Origin of the sequence: Streptomyces sp. NPDC020681 (assembly GCF_044334895.1) — a bacterium.
Lineage (GTDB): Bacteria > Actinomycetota > Actinomycetes > Streptomycetales > Streptomycetaceae > Streptomyces.
The window spans coordinates 107,623-128,219 of the sequence record NZ_JBIRTX010000003.1 but is presented as its reverse complement, the minus strand read 5'-3'; the positions used below and the strand labels follow the sequence as shown (position 1 = coordinate 128,219).

The window sequence follows — 20,597 nt, the reverse complement described above, 5'->3', positions numbered from 1 at the left end:
TACACAAGGAGGCTGCCCGGGGAGCGAGTGCTCCCCGGGCAGCCTCCTTGCGTATGGCTCGGCGTTCGGCTCAGAAGGTGAGCTTCACGCTGTTGATGTAGCCGACGTCCAGCGCCGCTCTGTCCTGGACTCGCAGCTTCCAGGCGCCGTTGGCCACCTCGGACGAGGCGTTGACCGTGTAGGTCGCCTGGACGTTGTCCGCCGAGTCGGAGCCGCTGAACGGCTTCAGGTTGTAGACCGTTCCGTCCGGTGCCAGCAGATCCACGACCAGGTCACCGCGCCAGGTGTGGATGATGTCCACGCCGACCTTGAGCGTGGCCGGAGCGTTGCCCGTGCGGCCGGTGACGTTGACCGTCGAGGTGACTGCCGCGCCGTTGTCCGGGATGGAGACGTCCGCGGTGTTCTCGAAGACCGTGCCCGGGTCGGGGTCGCCGCCGCCGGGGCGGGCGCCGACGTTGATGCCGGCCCACGCGTCGGTCACGGCCTTGACCTCGGCGCTGGTCGCTCCGTACAGCTCCGTGGCGACCGCGATGGTGCCGGTGCGCGCGCCCGCATAGTTCGTCGTGGAGTTGAACTTCGTGGTGAGCGCCTTGAACCAGATCAGCGAGGCCTTGTCCCGGCCGATGCCGGTGACCGGCAGACCGTCGGAGGTCGGCGAGTCGTAGTTGACGTCGTTGATCGTCTTCGCGCCGCTGCCCTCGGAGAGCAGGTAGTACCAGTGGTTCGCCGGGCCCGAGGAGTAGTGGACGTCGATGTTGCCGATGCCGGAGTACCACGCGTCCTTGGACGCGCCGTCCTTGCTCGGCTTGTCCATGTAGCGCAGCGGGGTGCCGTTGCCGTTGATGTCGATCTTCTCGCCGACCAGGTAGTCACCCTTGTCCTGGGCGTTGTTGCCGTAGAACTCGACGGCTGCGGCGAAGATGTCGCTGGTCGCCTCGTTGAGGCCGCCGGACTCGCCGCTGTAGACGAGCTTGGCGGTGGCGGCGGTCACGCCGTGCGTCATCTCGTGGGCGGCCACGTCGATGGAGGTGAGCGGCTTGGCGTTGCCGGAGCCGTCGCCGTACGTCATGCAGAAGCAGCTGTCCTGCCAGAACGCGTTGACGTAGTTGTTGCCGTAGTGCACGCGGGAGTACGCGCCGACGCCGTCGCCCCTGATGCCGCTGCGGCCCTGCACGTTCTTGTAGTAGTCCCAGGTGAGGGCCGCGCCGTAGTGGGCGTCCGCACCGGCGGTCTCCAGGTTCGACGCCTGGCCGTTGCCCCAGATGTCGTCCGGACCGGAGAACAGCGTGCCGGAGCCCGAGGTGCCGCGGTTGAGGTTGTTGGTCTTGTGGTTGCCGCGGGTGGTGTCGGTCAGCGTGTACGACGGCGCGGTGCCGAGGGTCACCTGGCCGCTGTACTGCGTGTTGCCGGTGCCGGTCTCGACGGCCTGCCACTCGTAGAGCTTCTTGCCGGTGGTGGCGTCGGTGACGACGTGCAGCTCGTTCGGGGTGGCGTCGTGCTGGAAGCCGCCGACGACCGTCTCGTACGCGAGAGTCGGCTTGCCCTGCGCGAGCCAGACCACCTTGCGCGGCGCGCGGTCGGCGGCCGCCTTGGTGGAGCCCTCGGCCTTGGCGAGGCCGAGCGCCTGCTTCTCGGCGACGGCCGGCGCGACGTCGGCGCTGGTGTCGATGTTCTTGAGCGCCGAGGCGGACGCCTTGCTGACGGACTCGGTCGCGCCCGCCTTGGACTCGGCGACCACGAGGTCGCCGCCGAGGACCGGGAGGCCTTCGTAGGTGCGCTCGTAGCGGGTGTGCGTCGTGCCGTCGCGGTCCTGGGTGACGTCCCGGACGACGAGCTTCTCCTGGGCGGTGAGGCCCAGTTCCTTGGCGGTGGCCGCCGTGGTGGCGCTCGCCTTGCGGATGAGCTCGGCGCGCTGGGCGGGGCTGAGGTTCAGCGGCAGGGCTCCGGGGTCGGCCTTGCCTGCCGTTGTCGCGGCCGGAACGGAGGCCATGGGTTCGGCGGTTGAGGTCCCGGTCTGGAAGCCGACGGCCAGCAGGGCGGCGGTGGCTATGAGGGCTCCGGTGGCGGTGCTGCGCCGGCGATGCGTGGGTCTCACGCGAACTCCTTCTGCGAGGGGGGTATCCGGACGGCTGGGTGAGGACGTCCGGGCAGAGCGTGCGGAGCATGTGAAGCGTGGATCGGGGGAAGAGTGGCAGGAGTAACCGCAAAATGTCAGGGGCGCGTCAACAAGTTGGCCAAAAATCGTCCGGTCCCTGAAAAGTCATGTTCGTTAAGCGGACGTTTCGTCGATCATCATCGCGACGCCGCCGAGAAGGCGTGCGGGCCCGAATGCCAAGCGTGTGCCTAGATCCATCTCGGATTCGTCGTGTTCGAACACTGGTGGCGGCACAAGGGCCGGCGAAGGGTACGCACCGCGCGCAACGTTGGCCGCAAAGTGTGGCTCGTTCCGTGCCGTCGACACGATCGGCTCACTGTCGCCTCACGCCGGCGGGGACTGCCTCGGGTCCAGCCACAGCGCCTCGCCCACCGCGCACAACTCCCCGTCCGCCGTTGCCAGCGCCATACCCAGCGTGTGCTTGCGGCCCGACTCCGACCGCACCCAGGCGTACGAGATGTGCGGCGCGGCCGCCGCCACCGGCCGCAGCAGCGTGGCCGTGAGCGAGGCCGTCATCGCGCCGGCGCGCTGCGTGCCGAGGAGGAGGCCCGCCCAGTTGCCCGGGCAGTCCAGCGCGCCCCAGACCAGTTCCGGCGGGAACAGACCGTCCGGGTCCGCGAGGGCCGGGTCGGGGGTCCAGCCGCACGCCACCACGGAACGGCCCGGCACCGGGGTGCAGTGCTGGCGCAGGCCCCGGTCGGGTGTGCGGTCCAGGCCGCAGCCGAAGCAGTCGACGAGCCCGGGCGGCGGCGCGGTCCGGAACGACTCGGCCGCGGCCACCGACTCGGCCCAGCCGGGCGCAGCCGGAACCGCGAGGTCCAGTTCGGTGAGGACGGCAGTCGCGAGCGGTGGTCGCCCCTCGTCGCCCAACTCGACGCCGCCGTCCGCCGTTCCGGCGATCCGCACCGGCACGCCGACCGGCACGGGACCCCGGAAGTCCACCCGTACCGTCTTCACACCGGCGGCGTCGGCCCGCTCCGCCAGCACGCCCGCCACATAGCCTCCGAAGGCCACGTCGGGATAGCCGACATACAGCTCCGGCACGAGCACGACGTCGGCCGTCTCGTCGGCGGCTGTCTCGTCACCCGTCATGACCGCGGTCCCGTCATCGTCTGTGTGCCGATCACCGCGAGCAGCCGCAGCCGGTCCGCCGCCTCGGTGCCGGGCGCCGCGGTGTACGCGACGACCCGCAGATCGCTCCCCGGCACCGTCAGTACGTCGCAGTCCAGCGTGAGCGGCCCGACGTCCGGGTGGTGGACCGTCTTCGTGTCCGTCGTGTGCGGGCCGACGGCATGCGTGTCCCACAACCGCTCGAAGCGGTCGCTGACGTCCCGCAGTTCGGCGACGAGCGACCGCAGCCCCGGATCGTCCGGATAGCGCGCCGTCGCCGCCCGCAGATCGGCGACCACGGCCGCCTCGAAACGGGCCTCCTGCTCGGGCGTGTGCGTCACTCGCACCGGCAGCCCGGCGAAGTGCCGCCACAGCACGTTCCGTTCGCGCTCCGGCAGCCCCGACGGGTCGCCGACCAGCGCGGCCCACAGTGCGTTCCAGGCGATCAGATTCCAGGCCGCGTCGTACACGGACACCGGAGTGGATCCCAGCTGGTCGACCAGCCGCTGCACACTCGGCGGGATGTGCGCCGAGATCACTCCGCTCCGCGGCACCGGCTGGCCGGCCAGCAGAAACAGATGCCGCAGCTCCGCGTCCGACAGCCGCAGGGCTCTGGCCAGCGCGGTGAGGACCTGGACGGACGGCGAGGTCGCTCGGCCCTGTTCCAGCCGGACGACGTAGTCGACGGAGACTCCGGCGAGCAGCGCGAGTTCCTCGCGCCGCAGGCCGGGCGCGCGGCGGCCGCGGCCGGCGGGCAGACCGGCCGCCGCCGGGGCGACCCGGTCGCGCCAGCGCCGCAGAGCGGCGCCGAGCTCGTTCGGTCCGTTCGTCTCACTCACCCGTCCAGTATGCGTCGCAGGGCGGGCCGGGGGCCGGACGGAGCCTGGTACCGCCGTTCCCAGGAAGAGCCGTGTACTGCCTGTTCAGCTCGGTGGCGCGCAGGCTCGTGGCCATGACGAACACACTCATCACCGGGGCCAACAAGGGCCTCGGCCTGGAAACCGCCCGCCGTCTGGCCGATGCCGGACACACCGTCTTCCTCGGAGCGCGCGATGACCGCCGCGGCCGCGAGGCGGCGCGTCTCGTCGGCGCTCACCCGCTGCTGATCGACGTCACCAGCGAGGAATCCGTCCAGGCGGCCGCCAAGGAGGTCCGCGAGCGGACAGGCCGGCTGGACGTCCTGGTCAACAACGCCGGCATCTCCGGAGCAACCGGCCCGGCCGGCGAGATCACCGGCCACGACATGCTGCATGTCTACGACACGAATGTCTTCGGAGTCGTACGCGTGATGCACGCGTTCCTGCCGCTGCTGGCGGCGAGCGACGCACCGGTCGTCGTCAATGTCAGCAGCGGCCTCGGCTCGCTGGCGTGGACGACCGACCCGGACCGCTTCGAGTCCCAGGTGCACCTCGTTGCCTACAACTCCGCCAAGTCCGCGGTGAACATGATCACTTCGCAGTACGCCAAGGCATACCCGGGCATGCGCATCAACGCGGTCGACCCCGGCTACACGGCCACCGACCTCAACGGCCACCAGGGCAGCCAGACCGTGGCGGAGGGCGCCGAGATCATCGTCCGGATGGCCCGCGTCGACGCCGAAGGCCCCACCGGCGGCTACTTCAACGCGGAGGGCCCCGTGCCCTGGTGACCCATGACACCGGTGACTGCGGACGCGGGCGTACCCGCCCATGAGGTCAGTGCCCGGGCGCGCTCGGCCCGGCGCACGTCCGCATCCGCGCTGCGACTCGCCCAGGCGACATGCCCGTCCGGGCGCACCAGAACCTCCCGCACTCCCGTCAACTCCTCGTGCTCGTCGTGCTGGGTGACGGCCACGGCCTTGACCCGCGCGCCCCATCCCGCGCCGACGGTCTGCCCGAGCCCGGCGTCTCCGGCGAGGTCGAGGAGTACGAAACGGCCTTCTGGCAGCAGCTCGTACACCCGTACCGCCTCCGACCCCGCCGCGGTCAGCCCGATGTCCGGCATACGCCGACCGACCAGCGGATCCGCCCCGGCGGCGACCGGCGGATAGCCGGTGGCGAGCGCGGAAACCTGCCCGGCGATGCGGCGGTTGACCTCCTCCACGCCGAGGAGTCCGTCGAGCATCGCGCGCAGGGCGGCGACCGGCCGCCGGTACTGCGGGACCAGCGTCAGCTCCAGCAGCAGCGTCTGGACCTCGGTGTTCTCGCCGACCGCCCTGCCCACCGGGCGGCGCTCGCCGTCGTAGCTGTCGAGGAGCCCCGGCGGCGCCCAGCCGTTGATCTCGGCGGCCAGCTTCCAGCCGAGGTTCATGGCGTCCTGGAGTCCGGTGTTCAGGCCCTGGCCGGCCGCCGGGAAGTGGATGTGCGCGGCGTCGCCCGCGAGCAGGACGCGGCCGGAGCGGTAGCTCTTTGCGAGTCGGGTGGCGTTGCCGAACCGCGACAGCCACCGGGGCTCGGCGATTGCGCAGTCGGAGCCGCAGACACCCCGCAGCGCCGTGCGGAACTCCTCCAGCGTCACCGGCTCCTTGGCAGGCTTCCGCATCCCCTGCGGGTCCACGAAGACGAACCGGGTGATCCCGCCCTCCAGGGGTACGACCAGCACGCCGCGAGCCCGAGCGACGTCGAGTGCGCCGGGACCGGGGTCGACGACCGCGAAGTCGCCGAGGATTCCGGTCAGGGTCTCGTCGGTGCCAGGGAACTCGATTCCGGCGGCCTGCCGCACAATGCTGCGTCCGCCGTCGCAGCCGACGGCATACTGCGCGCGCACGGTCAGGACGCCGCCGTTCTCGACGCCTTCGGCTCGGCGTACGTCCACCTCGACGCCGTCGCCGTCCTGCCGGAGCCCGACGGTCTCGTACCCGCGCAGGATCTCCACGTCCAGCTCCCGCGCGCGCTCCTCCAGCAGCGCCTCGGTGTGCGCCTGCGCCAGGAAGAGCGTGTATCCGTGCCGGCTGTCCAGCGTGGAGAAGTTCAGCCTGGTGTCGAGTCCGGCGAAGTGCCAGCCCGGCACGGTCCTGCCGAGCGCGAGGAAGTGGGAGGCGATGCCGCGCTGGTCCATCAGCTCGACGCTGCGCGGGTGGAGGGTCAGCGCCCGCGAGTCCTGCTGCGGTTCGGCACGGCGCTCGACGACCCGGGTCCGCACGCCCGCGAGCGCCAGCTCGCAGGCGAGCATCAGCCCGGTCGGTCCCGCGCCCACAACGATCACGTCGACGTCCATGACAGCGTCCTCTCTCATTTAGTGAACGATGTTCACGTGAACGTTGTTCACTATAGTGAGGCCCATGAGTGTTCCGTCAACCCCGACGAGAGGCCGCCCGGCCCGCCTCGACCACGCGCGCACCGTCCGGACCGCCCTCGACCTGCTCGATGAATCCGGCCTCGACGCGCTGACCATGCGGCGGCTGGCCGATGCGATGGGCGTTCAGGCGGGCGCGCTGTACCGCTACTTCGCGACCAAGCAGGACCTGTTGACCGCGATGGCGGAGCGGATGCTGGCCGATGCCGACGGGCCCGCGACGGACGGCGAATGGAGCGAGCGGCTGGCTGCCCTGGCCCGAGCGATGCGTACGGCGCTGCTCGACCATCGCGACGGTGCGCGCGTCTACGCCGGTACGCACTCGACCGGCCCGAACACACTCGGCTTCGCCGAGAACGTCCTCGGCGTGCTGCGCGATGCGGGCTTCGACGACGCGGACGCGGCGCGGGCGCTGATGGCGGTCGCCAACTTCACCGTCGGCCACACCCTGGAGGAACAGGCCGCACTCCAACCTGCGGGCGAGGGCCCGGGGGACGCCGGCCCGGCGGACGCGGGAGTGCTGCGCGACGCGGTGGCGGCGGGGCGCTATCCGCACCTCACCGCCGCCCTGCCCGTCTTCACCGGCCCGGACTACGACGCGCACTTCGAGTTCGGCCTCCGCCTGCTGGTCGACGGCCTGCGCGCGCGCCGTTGACGACCGTCAGGAGGGCTTGACGCCGGCCCTGGGATCACACGAGGCTGTCCCGCCATGCGCGGTGCAGATCCGCGAACCGGCCCTCGCCGCCGATGAGTTGGTCCGGAGTGCCGTCCTCCACGATCCGGCCGTGCTCCATCACCAGCACTCGGTCCGCGATCTCCACCGTCGACAGCCGGTGCGCGATCACCACCGCCGTACGCCCGTGCAGCACGGTGTCCATCGCTCGCTGCACCGCACGCTCGCCAGGGATGTCCAGCGAGCTCGTCGCCTCGTCCAGGATCAGCACGGCAGGGTCGGCGAGCAGTGCGCGGGCGAACGCGACCAACTGCCGCTGACCGGCCGAGATCCGGCCGCCGCGCTTGCGCACGTCCGTGTCGTAACCGTCCGGCAGGCCGCAGATGAAGTCGTGCGCGCCGATCGCCTTCGCGGCCCGCTCGATCTCCTCGCGGGACGCGTCGGGCCGGCCGATCGCGATGTTCTCGGCGACCGTCCCGGAGAACAGGAACGCCTCCTGGGTCACCATCACCACCCCGCGGCGCAGTTCGGGCGTGGCCAGGTCCCGCAGGTCGACGCCGTCGAGGAGGACCCGGCCGTCGGTCGGGTCGTAGAAACGGGCCAGCAGCTTGGCGAGCGTGGACTTTCCGGCGCCGGTCGAGCCGACGACGGCGATGGTCTGGCCTGCCGGGATCGTGAGACCGAAGCGCGGCAGCACCTCGCCTCCGGTGCGGTAGGCGAACCGGACGTCGTCGAAGACGACCTCGCGCCCGGGGTGGTCGGAGGCCAGGGCGGGCAGCTCCCTCGGCTCCTGCGCCTCCTGCACGGACGGCACCTGGGCCAGCAGGCCCGCGATCTTCTCCATCGACGCGGCCGCGGACTGGTAGGAGTTGAGGAACATCCCGAGCCGGTCGATCGGGTCGTACAGCCGCCGCAGATACAGCACGGCCGCGGCCAGCACACCCAGCGCGAGCGTCCCCGACGCGACGCGGTACGCACCCCACAGCACGATGCCTGCGACGGCGATGTTGGCGACGAGCCGGGAGCCGACGACATAGCGCGCCATCTCCAGCAGCGCGTCGCCGTTGCTGCGCTCATGGCGGTGGTTGAGGACCTGGAACTCCGCGTCGTTGGCGCGCTCCCTGCGGAAGGCCCGCACCGGGCGGATGCCGTTCATCGTCTCCGCGAACTTCACGATGACGGCGGCGATCGCCGTGGAGCGGATGCTGTACACCGCCTTGGCGCGCCGCTGGTAGAGCCGTACGAGCAGATAGAGCGGTACGAAGGAGACCACGGCGAGCCCGCCGAGCCCGAGGTCCAGCCAGAGCAGCATCGCCGAGATGTAGAAGAAGGCGAGGACGACCATGATCAGTTCCTGCAGGCCCTCGCTGAGCAGCTCCCGCAGGGACTCCACGTCGGTCGTCGACCGGGAGATCAGCCGGCCCGAGGTGTAGCGCTCGTGGAAGTCGAGGCTCAGGGCCTGGGCGTGCCGGAAGATCCGGCCGCGCAGATCGAGGAGCACGTCCTGGTTGACCCGGGCCGAGGCCCGGATGAAGGCGTACTGGAGGACGCCCGCGCCGAGCGCGCACAGCGCGTACCCGGCGGCGACGGCGATCAGGGGCCCGTAGTCGTGGGCGCGGAAGGCCGGGACGCCGCGGTCGATGGCGTACGCGACGAGGAGCGGACCGGCCTGGACGACGGCCTGCTGGAGCAGCAGGAGCAGCGCGGCGACGGCGACGCGTGCCCGGCGAGGAGCGAGCAGGGACCGCAGCAGCGCACCGGTCGCGCCGGGCGGCGCCGGCAGTGCGTCCCGGTCGAAGGGGTCGTCGCGGTCGGGTACGGGAGCCGGCTCCGTCGAGGACAGCGCGCCCCGGCCGGCGCGCTCGTCCTCGCCGCTCCCCTCGTCCTCGGCGTACGGCTTCGTGGTCGTCGTCGTCATCGCACACCGTCCTCGGAGTCCGGGCCGGCCTGGGCGTCGGTATCCGCGCCGGACATCAGCCACGCGTACTCCGCATTCGTACGCAGCAGTTCCTGATGCGTGCCGACCGCCGCGATCCGGCCGTCCGACAGCAGCGCCACCCGGTCCGCGAGCATCACCGTCGACGGCCGGTGCGCCACCACCAGCGCCGTCGTGTCCTCGAGCACCCGGCGCAACGCCGCCTCCACCAGAGCCTCCGTATGTACGTCGAGCGCCGACAAAGGGTCGTCGAGCACCAGAAAGCGCGGCTGCCCCACGACCGCCCTGGCCAGCGCGAGCCGCTGCCGCTGGCCGCCGGACAGGCTCAGGCCCTGCTCGCCGACCTGGGTCCCGGCGCCGTGCGGCAGCGACTTCACGAACCCGGCCTGCGCGACGTCCAGCGCACGGCCCAGTTCCTCCGCGCTCGCGCCCTCCGCGCCCATCAGGACGTTCTCGCCGACGCTCGCCGAGAAGAGCGTCGGCTCCTCGAAGGCGACGGACACCAGTTCACGCAGCCGCTCCCGCGGCATCGCGGCGATGTCCTGTCCGTCGAGCGTGATCCGCCCCGCGGTCAGCTCGTGCAGCCGCGGTACGAGCGCGGTGAGCGTGGTCTTGCCGGAGCCGGTGCCTCCGACCAGGGCCATGGTCTCGCCGGGCCGCACCCGCAGATCGATCCGGGCGAGCACGGGCGCGGTGTCCTCAGACGCGTCGGGGTAGCGGAACTCGACACCCTCGAACCGCAGTCCGCCCGCGCCCTCGCCTCCGGACGCACCGGTCGGCGCCTCGGACTCCTCCGGCTCGTCCATCACTTCGAAGAACCGCTCGGTTGCGGTCGCCGCCTCCTGGCTCATCGCCAGCAGAAAGCCGATCGACTCCACCGGCCACCGCAGCGCCAGCGCCGTCGACAGGAACGCCACCAGCGTGCCCGCCGACAGACCGCCGTCCGCGACCTGGATCGTGCCGAGCACCAGCGCCGCGCCGATCGCCAGCTCCGGAATGGTGGTGATCACCGCCCAGATACCCGCCAGCAGCCGCGCCTTGCCCAGTTCCGTACCGCGCAGCCGCTGCGAGAGACCCCGGAAGGCAAGGGCCTGGCTGCGGTGCCGGCCGAAGCCCTTGATGATGCGGATGCCGAGCACGCTCTCCTCGACGACCGTCGTGAGATCGCCGACCTGGTCCTGCGCCTGCCGCGCGACGATCGCGTACCGCGTCTCGAAGAGCCAGCACAGAATGACCAGCGGCACGATGGGCGCCATCAGCACAAGCCCCAGCGTCCACTCCTGCCCCAGCAGAATCACAAACCCGACCAGGATCGTTGCCGCGTTGACCAGCAGGAAGGTCAGCGGGAACGCCAGAAACATCCGCAGCAGCATCAGGTCCGTCGTGCCGCGCGAGAGCAACTGGCCCGAGGCCCACCGGTCGTGAAAGGCCACCGGCAGCCGCTGCAGATGCCGGTAGAGATCGGCCCGCATGGCCGCCTCCACCCCCGCCAGCGGCCGGGCCACCAGCCACCGCCGGAACCCGAAGAGCAGCGCTTCCGCAAACCCCAGCACCAGCAGCACCAGCGCCCCGAACCAGACTCCGCCCGGGTCGCGCTCGGCGACCGGACCGTCCACGATCCACTTCAGTACGAGCGGGATGACCAGGCCCAGACAGGAAGCCACGATGGCGACAAATGCCGCACTGAACAGGCGGGTTCGGACGGGCCGTACGTACGGCCACAGCCTGAGCAGCGAGCGCACGGCGGACCGGTCCTTGGTGTCTGCATGTGTTGTGGGCATCAGGTGCGAGCCTACGGTTCACCACTGACATCGCTCATCTGGTTTTCAACCGCTCGCGGACTACGTTCTGACCCTCAGCAGCAGCACCGACCGCGCCGGAACCGTCACTGTCCCGCCGCCCGCATGCACCGTCCCCGGCGACTCCTTCTGGTCCTCCAGCGCGGTGTCGGCCACCAGCTCGTAGGAGTCCGCCCAGGGCGCGCCCGGCAGCCTGAAGCTGGTCGGACGGTCGGCCGCATGCAGGATCACCAGGAAACTGTCGTCGGTCACCTCCGCTCCACGCGCGTCACGTCCGGGGATGTCGCGGCCGGAGAGATAGAGAGCCAGCGTCGATGCAGGCGCGTACCAGTCCGGTTCGGTCATCTCCTTGCCGTGCGGAGTGAACCAGGCCAGGTCCCGCAGCCCGTCCGCCGCATGCGCGCGGCCCGAGAAGAAGGCGCGGCGGCGCAGCACCGGATGGGTGTGGCGCAGTGACAGCAGCCGGGTCGTCAGGTCCAGCAGACCGCGCGGCCCGGGGCGCTCCAGCAGTGACCAGTCCAGCCAGCTGACGGCGTTGTCCTGGCAGTACGCGTTGTTGCTGCCGCCTTGCGTGCGGCCCATCTCGTCGCCCGCGACCAGCATCGGCACACCCGTCGACACGAGCAGGGTGGTGAGCAGATTGCGCACCTGCCGCCGGCGCAGGGCGTTGACATCGGGATCGTCGGTCTCGCCCTCGACGCCGCAGTTCCAGGAGCGGTTGTCGTTCGTACCGTCGCGATTGCCCTCGCCGTTGTCCTCGTTGTGCTTCTGCTCGTAGCTCACCAGGTCGCGCAGGGTGAAGCCGTCGTGCGCCGTGACGAAGTTGATGGAGGCGTACGGCCGCCGCCCGCCCCAGGCGTACAGATCGCTGGAGCCCGACAGCCGGTAGCCGAGATCGCGCACGTCGGGCAGCGCGCCGCGCCAGAAGTCCCGTACGGCGTCGCGGTAGCGGTCGTTCCACTCGGTCCACAGCGGAGGGAACGAGCCGACCTGATAGCCGCCGTTGCCCACGTCCCACGGCTCGGCGATCAGCTTCACACGACGCAGCACCGGATCCTGCGCGATCACCGCCAGGAACGGCGAGAGCATGTCGACATCGTGCATGGAGCGCGCCAGCGCCGCCGCCAGATCGAAGCGGAAGCCGTCGACGCCCATCTCGGTGACCCAGTAGCGCAGCGAATCGGTGATCAGCCGCAGCACATGCGGCTGCACCACATGGAGCGTGTTGCCGCAGCCGGTGTAGTCCGCGTACGCCCGGGCGTCCGGCTGCAGCCGGTAGTAGCCGCGGTTGTCGATCCCGCGCAGCGACAGCGTCGGACCCAGCTCGCCGGCCTCCGCCGTGTGGTTGTAGACCACGTCGAGGATGACCTCGATCCCGGCGGCGTGCAGCGCCTTCACCATCCGCTTGAACTCGCCGACCTGCTCACCGCGTGTCCCGCTCGCCGAGTACGCGGCATGCGGCGCGAAGTAGCCGATGGAGTTGTAGCCCCAGTAGTTGCGCAGGCCGCGCCGCAGGAGATGGTCCTCGTGCGCGTACTGGTGCACCGGCAGCAGTTCGACGGCGGTGATGCCGAGCCGTACGAGATGGTCGACGGCCGCCGGATGCGCCAGTCCCGCGTAGGTGCCGCGCAGCTCCTCCGGGATTCCCGGGTGGAGCTTGGTGAAGCCCCGCACATGCAGCTCGTAGATGACCGAGTCGGCCCACGGCGTCTTGGGTCTGCGGTCGTCCGACCAGTCGTCGTCATCGTGGACGACGACGCCCTTGGGCACATACGGCGCCGAGTCCCGGTCGTCGCGCACGGTGTCGGCGACATTCTGCTGCGGCCAGTCGCGGACATGTCCGTAGACCTCCGGCGGCAGCGCGCCGTAGTCGTTGGGAGGTGCGCCGTCCACCGCCCGTGTGTACGGATCGAGCAGCAGCTTCGCCGGATTCCAGCGGGCTCCCGTCCACGGGTCCCAGCGGCCGTGCACCCGGAAGCCGTACCGCTGTCCGGGCCGGACGCCGGGCACGAAGCCGTGCCAGATCTCGTGCGTCAGCTCGGTCAGCGGCAGCCGCGTCTCCAGACCGCCGTCGTCGAACAGACACAGCTCGACCGCCTCCGCTCCTCCCGCCCAGAGCGCGAAGTTGGTCCCGGCGACCCCGTCGGGGCCGACCCGGAAGCGGGCCCCGAGCGGCGTCGGCGCCCCCGGCCACACCGCCGGCCTGCGGGAGTCCGCGTCAAGATGGCGGCCGTTGACCCCGGCCGCCGGGAGTGGGACGGGCACGGCGGCCCGCACCCCCTCCTGCACCGTTTCCTGCTCGGCTGCGCTCGACACCTGTCGGCCTCCCGCGGCTCGTCGGGCCCCGCTGGCGGCACTCCCCAGGCCCGAAGGGGTCCTGGGGAGTCAGGGGGTCACGGCGTCCCGGCCGCTCCACCCCACGCGTGGTCCTCCCACCTGTTCTGCCCGCGCTGCTCTTGTCCCAACATGGCCCCCGCCCACGTTTCCCCCGGAGGGGCATGGTCGTTGGGTGGTGCGTGAGACACGTACTGAAGCGGGCAGCGCTGGGCACGGCGACCGTCGTGACCTGGGCAGGACTGATGGCCGGGCTCTCCGGCTGCACCGGCGGAACCTTCGACATCAGCAGCAAGCCCCGGTCACCGGAGGACGCGATCCGGGTCCTCCCCGAGGACGGCGCCAAGGAGGTCGACCCCAAGGGCCCACTCGAAGTGCGGCTGCCCAGCGGGCGTCTTGAGCGGGTGAAGGTGAAGCAGATCGAGGCCGAACAGCCGGTCGAGATCCGCGGCCGGATCTCCGAAGACGGGCTGCGCTGGAATCCCGAGCCGGGCACGCGCCTCGACCTCGCGGCCAAGTACAGCGTCGACGTGGTCGCGCTGGACGGCCACGGTCGGCGCTCGGCCCGCCACACCACCTTCACCACCGAGGTCCCCGACCGCCGGTTCATCGGCTACTTCAAACCGGAGAACCGCTCGACCGTCGGCGTCGGCATGATCGTCTCCTTCGACTTCAACCGCGAGATCGTCAACCGCGCGGCCGTCGAACGGGCCATCCGCGTCAGCTCGGATCCGCCGGTCGAGATCGCGGGCCACTGGTTCGGCAAGGAACGGCTCGACTTCCGACCCAGCGAGTACTGGAAGCCGGGCACCAAGGTCACGGTCGATCTGCGGTTGCGGGACGTCGAGGCGGCGCCGCACGCGTACGGCATCCAGCAGAAGACGGTCTCCTTCACCATCGGCCGCTCCCAGGTCTCCCTCGTCGACGCCGAGGCGCACACCATGGAAGTACGGCGCGACGGCCATCTCCTGGCGACCGTCCCGATCACGGCCGGGGCGCCGAAGTCGACCACCTACAACGGAAAGATGGTGGTCACGGAGATGTACGACGTGACCCGGATGAACGGCGCGACGGTCGGCTTCAAGAAGCGGAACGGCAAGGGCGAGTACGACATCAAGGATGTGCCGCACGCGGTGCGGCTGACCGACTCGGGCACCTTCCTGCACGGCAACTACTGGGCCGCGTCCGAGACCTTCGGCTCGGCGAACGTCAGCCACGGCTGTGTCGGCCTGCGCGATGTGAAGGGCGGCAGCGCGGACACCCCGGCCGGCTGGTTCTTCGACCGGACGCTGATCGGCGATGTGGTCGAAGTGGTCAACTCGAAGGACAAGCAGGTCGACCCGAGCAACGGTCTCGGCGGCTGGAACCTCGGCTGGAAGGCGTGGAAAGCTGGTTCCGCACTGAACTGACCCCCGCCTGATCTGGGTCGTGTCTTCAAAGTCCCGTCTGCCCGGCGGCGTCTGGCACGCACGCTCGCTGCGTTGTCGTCAGTCGCCGACGCTCCGCGTGGGCTCCTTCCTCCGCCTTGCGATCGCACGCACCAGATGCCGCCGGGCCCGCCCTTCGGGCGGACGACGCTACTTTGAAGACACTCCCCGGCCCTGCCCGACCCGTAACCCCTCGCACGTCTGATCCGACCTCGGTCCGAGGTGTCTCAGTTGAGCTCAGCGGACATGTTGGGACTGAACGGTGACATTCGTGTAGAGGATCAACGACCCCCGGTGTGATTATCTATCGCAGTGCGTGCGTGAGGCGCGCGGGGGTGCGGGCCGTGGCGGGGCCAGGCCGTGCGAGGGGAGAGACCATTTTGAACGGGCAGCCGATATCGGGGGCGTCGGTCAGGGCCGGTCGCGGAGGGCGTGGGGGCGCCGGTCTGCTGGCTCTGGTGCTGGGCGCACTGCTGTTGCTGGTCACGGCCTGCGGGGGCGGGGCCTCGGACAAGGGCGACGGTGGCAAGGGCAAGAACGACGGCGGGAAGGTCGAGAACGCGGCCTCCCAGGCGGTCGTGACCATCGCGCCGAAGGACGGCGCGAAGTCGGTCGCCACCAGCGGTGCGCTGAAGGTCAGCGCGGCCAAGGGCAAGCTGACGACGGTCACCGTCCAGGACGACAAGGGCACCGCGATCGAGGGCAAGGTCTCGGCGGACGGCGCGACATGGGAGCCGTCGCAGCATCTGGCCGGCTCCACCAAGTACAAGGTGCACGCGGTCGCCAAGGACGCGGACGGCCGTGAGTCGGCGAAGGACACCAGCTTCACCACGCTCGTGCCGAAGAACACCTTCATCGGGCACTACACGCCGGAGGACGGCTCGACGGTCGGAGTCGGCATGCCGGTCTCGATCAACTTCACGCGTGGCATCACCAACCCCGAGGCCGTCGAGAAGGCCATCAAGGTGACCGCCGAGCCCTCCGTGCCCGTCGAGGGCCACTGGTTCGGCAACGACCGCCTCGACTTCCGTCCGGAGAAGTACTGGGCCGCGGGCACCAAGGTGACGATCAAGCTCAACCTCGACGGCGTCGAGGGCCGGGAGGGTGTGTACGGCGAGCAGGTCAAGACGGTGTCGTTCACCGTCGGCCGCAGCCAGGTCTCCACCGTGGACGCCAAGTCGCACCGGATGAAGGTCGTCCGCGACGGCAAGCAGATCAAGGACATTCCGATCACCGCGGGCGCGCCGTCGACCACGACGTACAACGGCCAGATGGTGATCAGCGAGAAGTACAAGATGACCCGGATGAACGGCGCCACCGTCGGCTTCGGCGGCGAGTACGACATCAAGGACGTGTCGCACGCGATGCGCCTGTCGAACTCGGGCACGTTCGTGCACGGCAACTACTGGGCCTCGTCGGGGACCTTCGGCTCGGCGAACGTCAGCCACGGCTGCGTCGGCCTGAGGGACGTCCGCGGCGGCTACAGCAAGACCACGCCGGCCGCCTGGTTCTTCAACAACTCGCTCATCGGCGACGTGGTGATCGTCCAGAACTCCCAGGACAAGCAGATCTCCCCGGAGAACGGCCTGAACGGCTGGAACATGTCCTGGGCGGACTGGACGAAGTAACGCTCCGCTGTACTGCGTACGACGGGCCCGGTGCTGTGAGCAACAGCACCGGGCCCGTCCGCGTTAACGAGGGCTAACCTCGCCTCATGACTGTTTCCCTCGAGGTCTCCGAAGGCGTCGGCACCATCCGACTGGACCGCCCGCCGATGAATGCGCTGAACATCGCCATCCAGGACCGGCTGCGCGAGCTCGCCGACGAGGCGGGCCGCCGCGACGACGTACGGGCCGTGATTCTCTACGGCGGCGAGAAGGTGTTCGCGGCCGGCGCGGACATCAAGGAGATGCAGGTCATGGACCATGCGGCGATGGTCGTACGGTCCAGGGCGCTGCAGGAGTCGTTCACCGCGGTCGCCCGCATCCCCAAGCCCGTCGTCGCCGCCGTCACCGGCTATGCCCTCGGCGGCGGCTGCGAGCTGGCGCTCTGCGCCGACTACCGCATCGCCGCGGACAACGCGAAGCTCGGCCAGCCGGAGATCCTGCTCGGCCTGATCCCGGGCGCCGGCGGCACACAGCGGCTCGCCCGCCTGATCGGTCCGTCCAAGGCCAAGGACCTGATTTTCACCGGCCGCCAGGTGAAGGCCGACGAGGCGCTGGCGCTCGGTCTCGTCGACCGGATCGTCCCGGCGGACGAGGTGTACGAGCAGGCGCGCGCCTGGGCGGCCAAGCTCGCACAGGGCCCGGCGCTGGCGCTGCGTGCGGCGAAGGAAACCGTGGACGTGGGTCTGGAGACGGACATCGAGACGGGTCTGGCCGTCGAACGGAACTGGTTCGCGGGCCTGTTCGCGACCGAGGACCGGGAGCGCGGGATGCGCAGCTTTGTGGAGGAAGGTCCGGGCAAGGCCAAGTTCCTCTGAATTCTGGTCAGTTGGACAGTTTCGCGCCCCGCGTCAACCATGTGTGAGGCTTAGCTGAGTCTTAAGGGAGTCTTAAACCGCTCTGTCGTGTAGCGCTTGGTGATCATTCATCAACTATGCGTCAGTGCAGCTCAGGATGGGTATGAGGGTCCGCATGGGGCCGGAGTCATATGCCAGCAGGCGCCCCCGGAACGACCGATTCCGGGGGCCCTATTTCGTTGGAACGGCCACGCCAGAGGCGTGCCCACGCCATGATGGGTGCATGGCGGGCCTCGAAGGTGTGGAACAGCCGCGACAGCGCGGCAGCGCTCCTGCGGTGCGGTGGATGTCCGCGGTCGAGGACGAACAGGCGCTCAAGGTCCTGGAGTTGTTCGGCGATCCCACCGACGAGGAAGTCCGACTTCCCTCCCGCCCCGAATCCGCCGCCACCGCGCGCCGGTTGACCCACGCCGTGGTGCTGCGCCAGTGGGCGCTCCCCGCGCAGACCGCCGAGCGGGCCGTTTTACTCGTCTCGGAGCTCGTCGGCAACGCCGTCCGGCACACCGGAGCGCGGGTCTTCGGTCTGCGGATGAAGCGCCGTCCCGGCTGGATCAGGATCGAGGTCCGCGACCCGTCGCGCGGTCTGCCGTGCCTGATGCCCGTCCAGGAGATGGACATCAGCGGCCGCGGCCTCTTCCTCGTCGACAAGCTCTCGGACCGGTGGGGCGTGGACCTGCTGCCGCGCGGCAAGGACACCTGGTTCGAGATGCGGGTCACCGAGCGCTGAAACACGAAAGCCCCCTGGAAGGGGGCTTTCGTGGAGCGCCGTGGATTGGGGGGGTGTATCCACGGCAGCTTTCGACGACCTGGCCCGGGTCAAGGGGGGTCGTGCCACCGACTATGGCAGAACGCGGCTCCATCGCCAAAAGCCCATACCTGGACATACGCCATCAGTGTGTGACAGATAGAAAGTGAATCGTAGGTGAGGTCGGCCACTCGCCTGGCAAATAGTGAGTAGATATGAGTAATCGCGGATCTTTTCATTGATCCGTGCGGCGTGAGGGCCGTCGGACGCGAGGTGACCCGCGGGGATCCTTAATTGGGACAATCATTACTTTTCGCTCATCTCGCCTCTACTGTGCTTGCTCGTGACCTCGATCGATCGCCGCGGGGCTCTGCACGACGGAGCCGACCTGATGCACCCGAGAACCCACCTCACCCAGCGGGTCACCGCGCTGTTCGCGGGCGTCCTGCTCGTGCTGCTCGCCGGGTGCGGCTCGCCCGCAGACCGGACCGAGACCCCGCCGCAGGCCCGCGGCACCGAAGGTGCCGTCCGGCCCGCCCAGCCGAAGAAGGCCGTCCCGCAGGCACTGCCCGGCATGCCGCCGGTGCTGGATCCCAAGGACGTCTACGCCGCGAACCGGCCGAACCGGCTCGCGCCGGCCGTCCGGAGCTTCCCGTCCCGGATCTATGTCCCCAACACCAACTCCAACACCGTCTCGGTCATCGACCCGACGACGTACAAGGTCATCGAGACGATCCCGGTCGGCATCCAGCCGCAGCACGTCGTGCCGTCCTGGGACATGAAGACGCTCTGGGTCAACAACAACCGCGGCCACACGCTCACCCCGATCGACCCGGCTACGGGCGTCGCGGGCAAGGCGGTCGAGGTGCACGACCCGTACAACCTCTACTTCACGCCCAACGGCAAGTACGCCGTCGTCATGGCCTCGCTGGACCGCGAACTCTCCTTCCGCGACCCGCACACCATGAACCGCGTCAAGACCACTCCGGTCTCCTGCTACGGCGTCAACCACGCCGACTTCTCCGCCGACGGCCGGTACTTCATCGTCTCCTGCGAGTTCTCCGGCGAACTGCTGAAGGTCGACACCGAGCGGATGGAGGTCATCGGCCAGCAGAAGCTGCCGTTCGACGGCGCGATGCCGCAGGACGTGAAGCTCTCGCCGGACGGCAAGACGTTCTACATCGCCGACATGATGGCGCACGGCGTATGGGTGCTCGACGGCGAGAAGTTCGGCATGCCCGGGCTGCTGCCCACCGGCAAGGGCGCCCACGGCCTCTACATCAGCCGTGACTCCAAGGAGATGTACATCCCGAACCGCGGCGAAGGCTCCATCTCCGTCTTCGACTTCGGGCAGAACAGGCTCACCAAGAAGTGGCAGCTGCCGAACGGCGGCAGCCCCGACATGGGCGGGGTCTCGGTGGACGGCAAGGTGCTGTGGCTGTCCGGCCGCTACCACTCCGAGGTGTACGCGATCGACACCACCACCGGCAGACAGCTGGCCCGCATCCCGGTCGGCAGCGGCCCGCACGGACTCGCGGTCTATCCGCAGCCAGGCCGCTACTCGCTCGGTCATACGGGTGTCTTCCGTTAGGGCCTGTCGTCTGGATCAGGCCGGTCGGGTGCCCCGGGGCGTCAGCCGGCCACGAGCAGCGCCTCCGAGCCGACCGGTCTGAAGCCCGCCGTCTGGAACGTCCGCACACTGCGGGCGTTCCCCGGCGACTGCTGCGCCCACACCACGTCGTCCGGCACCAGATGGCGGGCCGCCAGCGCCAGCGCGGCACCCAGGCCCCGGCCGCGTACGCCTTCGTCCACCTAGATCGCGCTCTCCCAGCGGCCTGCCACACCCCGGCCGAGCACCAGCACACCGCCGTCCGCCGCCCAGACCCGCACGCCGTCACGGAACTTCAGGGCCCGCGCCACGCGTGGATGCTCCGGGTCCTCGATCTCGTGCAGTTCCAGCTCGGGTCTGCCCGGCAGCGCGCGGGCCACCGTCAGCAGATCGATGGTGTTCATCGAGCGGCCCGTACGTGCCATCAGGGCGGCCAGGAACGACGGGTTCATCGCGGCGGCCAGCGAGTCGGAACGGGTGGCGGCGAGCTCGGCCCGTACCCACTCCGGATCCTCGTCCGTGAAGATCACCGAGTGTGCGGTGAACGCCACCACTCCGGCGTCCCGGGCGTTCGGCTGCCCGACCACGGTCGTCGACCCGTCCGGCGGCGGATACTCTCCGCACGCCGCCGCGGCCAGTATCCCGGCCAGAGCCTCACTCGTTCCTGACACGTCGCACGCTCCTCTTCTCGAGTCTCCGCCCTCGGGGAGGCGGACTCTCCCTGTAGGACGCGCGGCAGTTAATCTGACCTGCGTCAGTCAGCAGCAAGAAGGGGCGGAAGCAGTGGTGGACATCGAAGAGGCGCGCAGGGCGTTCGACCGGTACGACCTGAACGGCGACGGCCTGATCACGGCGGCCGAGTACAAGAGCGTGATGGCTCAGCTGGGCGACTTCAATGTCACCGAGACGGTCGCCGAGGCAGTGATCAAGACCAAGGACGGCGACGGCGACGGACAGCTGTCCTTCGAGGAGTTCTGGGACTCGCTCAACAAGGCCTGACCCGCCCGCGTGTGCG

General features: G+C 69.9%; 15 protein-coding genes and 1 pseudogene. 8 read left to right on the top strand and 8 right to left on the bottom strand.

All coding sequences use genetic code 11. The annotated features are described in order from the left end of the window. Positions 1-70 precede the first annotated feature (70 nt). The 3 genes from ACH4YL_RS07725 to ACH4YL_RS07715 all read right to left on the bottom strand — a co-directional run bounded on the left by ACH4YL_RS07725 (position 71) and on the right by ACH4YL_RS07715 (position 4,104). Positions 71-2,095 carry a M4 family metallopeptidase gene (locus ACH4YL_RS07725; protein ID WP_398505819.1) on the bottom strand — a complete coding sequence of 675 codons (2,025 nt, stop codon included), beginning with the start codon at positions 2,093-2,095 and terminating at the stop codon, positions 71-73. Positions 2,096-2,479: 384 nt separating this feature from the next. Beyond that, entirely contained in the window at positions 2,480-3,247 is a 768-nt protein-coding gene (locus ACH4YL_RS07720) for a hypothetical protein (RefSeq protein ID WP_398505817.1), read from the bottom strand. Next, positions 3,244-4,104 carry a helix-turn-helix domain-containing protein gene (locus tag ACH4YL_RS07715; protein ID WP_398505815.1) on the bottom strand — a complete coding sequence of 287 codons (861 nt, stop codon included), beginning with the start codon at positions 4,102-4,104 and terminating at the stop codon, positions 3,244-3,246. The genes ACH4YL_RS07720 and ACH4YL_RS07715 overlap by 4 nt, the downstream gene beginning before the upstream one ends. Before the next feature lie 113 nt (positions 4,105-4,217). Between ACH4YL_RS07715 and ACH4YL_RS07710 the strand changes: the two genes are divergently transcribed. After that, the gene (locus tag ACH4YL_RS07710) at positions 4,218-4,913 is read left to right on the top strand and encodes an SDR family NAD(P)-dependent oxidoreductase (RefSeq protein ID WP_398505814.1); all 696 of its coding nucleotides are present in this window, start codon (positions 4,218-4,220) and stop codon (positions 4,911-4,913) included. On the opposite strand, the gene ACH4YL_RS07705 is transcribed toward ACH4YL_RS07710, so the two are convergent. Then, a complete protein-coding gene (locus ACH4YL_RS07705; RefSeq protein WP_398506614.1) occupies positions 4,880-6,460 on the bottom strand; it encodes a monooxygenase in 1,581 nt (526 codons plus the stop codon). The genes ACH4YL_RS07710 and ACH4YL_RS07705 overlap by 34 nt on opposite strands. A gap of 64 nt (positions 6,461-6,524) precedes the next feature. Between ACH4YL_RS07705 and ACH4YL_RS07700 the strand changes: the two genes are divergently transcribed. Then, on the top strand, positions 6,525-7,193 hold the full coding sequence (locus ACH4YL_RS07700; protein ID WP_398505812.1) for a TetR/AcrR family transcriptional regulator: 669 nt from the start codon (positions 6,525-6,527) through the stop codon (positions 7,191-7,193). Between the two features lie 34 nt (positions 7,194-7,227). On the opposite strand, the gene ACH4YL_RS07695 is transcribed toward ACH4YL_RS07700, so the two are convergent. Genes ACH4YL_RS07695 through glgX form a run of 3 tightly spaced genes read right to left on the bottom strand, consistent with a single transcriptional unit; the run spans position 7,228 to position 13,262 of the window. Continuing rightward, on the bottom strand, positions 7,228-9,129 hold the full coding sequence (locus tag ACH4YL_RS07695) for an ABC transporter ATP-binding protein (protein ID WP_398505810.1): 1,902 nt from the start codon (positions 9,127-9,129) through the stop codon (positions 7,228-7,230). Next, entirely contained in the window at positions 9,126-10,928 is a 1,803-nt protein-coding gene (locus ACH4YL_RS07690; protein WP_398505808.1) for an ABC transporter ATP-binding protein, read from the bottom strand. The genes ACH4YL_RS07695 and ACH4YL_RS07690 overlap by 4 nt, the downstream gene beginning before the upstream one ends. A gap of 60 nt (positions 10,929-10,988) precedes the next feature. Next, positions 10,989-13,262: a glycogen debranching protein GlgX gene (gene glgX, locus ACH4YL_RS07685; protein ID WP_398505806.1), complete on the bottom strand. Its 2,274-nt coding sequence runs from the start codon at positions 13,260-13,262 to the stop codon at positions 10,989-10,991. A gap of 200 nt (positions 13,263-13,462) precedes the next feature. On the opposite strand from glgX, the gene ACH4YL_RS07680 reads away from it, so the two are divergent. The 5 genes from ACH4YL_RS07680 (at position 13,463) to ACH4YL_RS07660 (ending at position 19,564) form a co-directional block, all read left to right on the top strand. Further along, positions 13,463-14,689 carry an Ig-like domain-containing protein gene (locus ACH4YL_RS07680; protein ID WP_398505804.1) on the top strand — a complete coding sequence of 409 codons (1,227 nt, stop codon included), beginning with the start codon at positions 13,463-13,465 and terminating at the stop codon, positions 14,687-14,689. A gap of 398 nt (positions 14,690-15,087) precedes the next feature. After that, on the top strand, positions 15,088-16,335 hold the full coding sequence (locus ACH4YL_RS07675; RefSeq protein WP_398505803.1) for an Ig-like domain-containing protein: 1,248 nt from the start codon (positions 15,088-15,090) through the stop codon (positions 16,333-16,335). Positions 16,336-16,421: 86 nt separating this feature from the next. Further along, a complete protein-coding gene (locus ACH4YL_RS07670; RefSeq protein ID WP_398505801.1) occupies positions 16,422-17,189 on the top strand; it encodes an enoyl-CoA hydratase/isomerase family protein in 768 nt (255 codons plus the stop codon). 262 nt (positions 17,190-17,451) lie between these two features. Further along, positions 17,452-17,955, top strand: a complete 504-nt coding sequence (locus ACH4YL_RS07665) for an ATP-binding protein (RefSeq protein ID WP_398505799.1) — start codon at positions 17,452-17,454, stop codon at positions 17,953-17,955. Between the two features lie 409 nt (positions 17,956-18,364). Further along, a complete protein-coding gene (locus ACH4YL_RS07660; protein ID WP_398506613.1) occupies positions 18,365-19,564 on the top strand; it encodes a YncE family protein in 1,200 nt (399 codons plus the stop codon). Positions 19,565-19,605: 41 nt separating this feature from the next. Here the strand turns inward: ACH4YL_RS07660 and ACH4YL_RS07655 are convergent. After that, a pseudogene (locus tag ACH4YL_RS07655) lies at positions 19,606-20,253 on the bottom strand (GNAT family N-acetyltransferase). Positions 20,254-20,365: 112 nt separating this feature from the next. Between ACH4YL_RS07655 and ACH4YL_RS07650 the strand changes: the two are divergent. Beyond that, the gene (locus ACH4YL_RS07650; RefSeq protein WP_398505797.1) at positions 20,366-20,581 is read left to right on the top strand and encodes an EF-hand domain-containing protein; all 216 of its coding nucleotides are present in this window, start codon (positions 20,366-20,368) and stop codon (positions 20,579-20,581) included. Positions 20,582-20,597 lie beyond the last annotated feature (16 nt).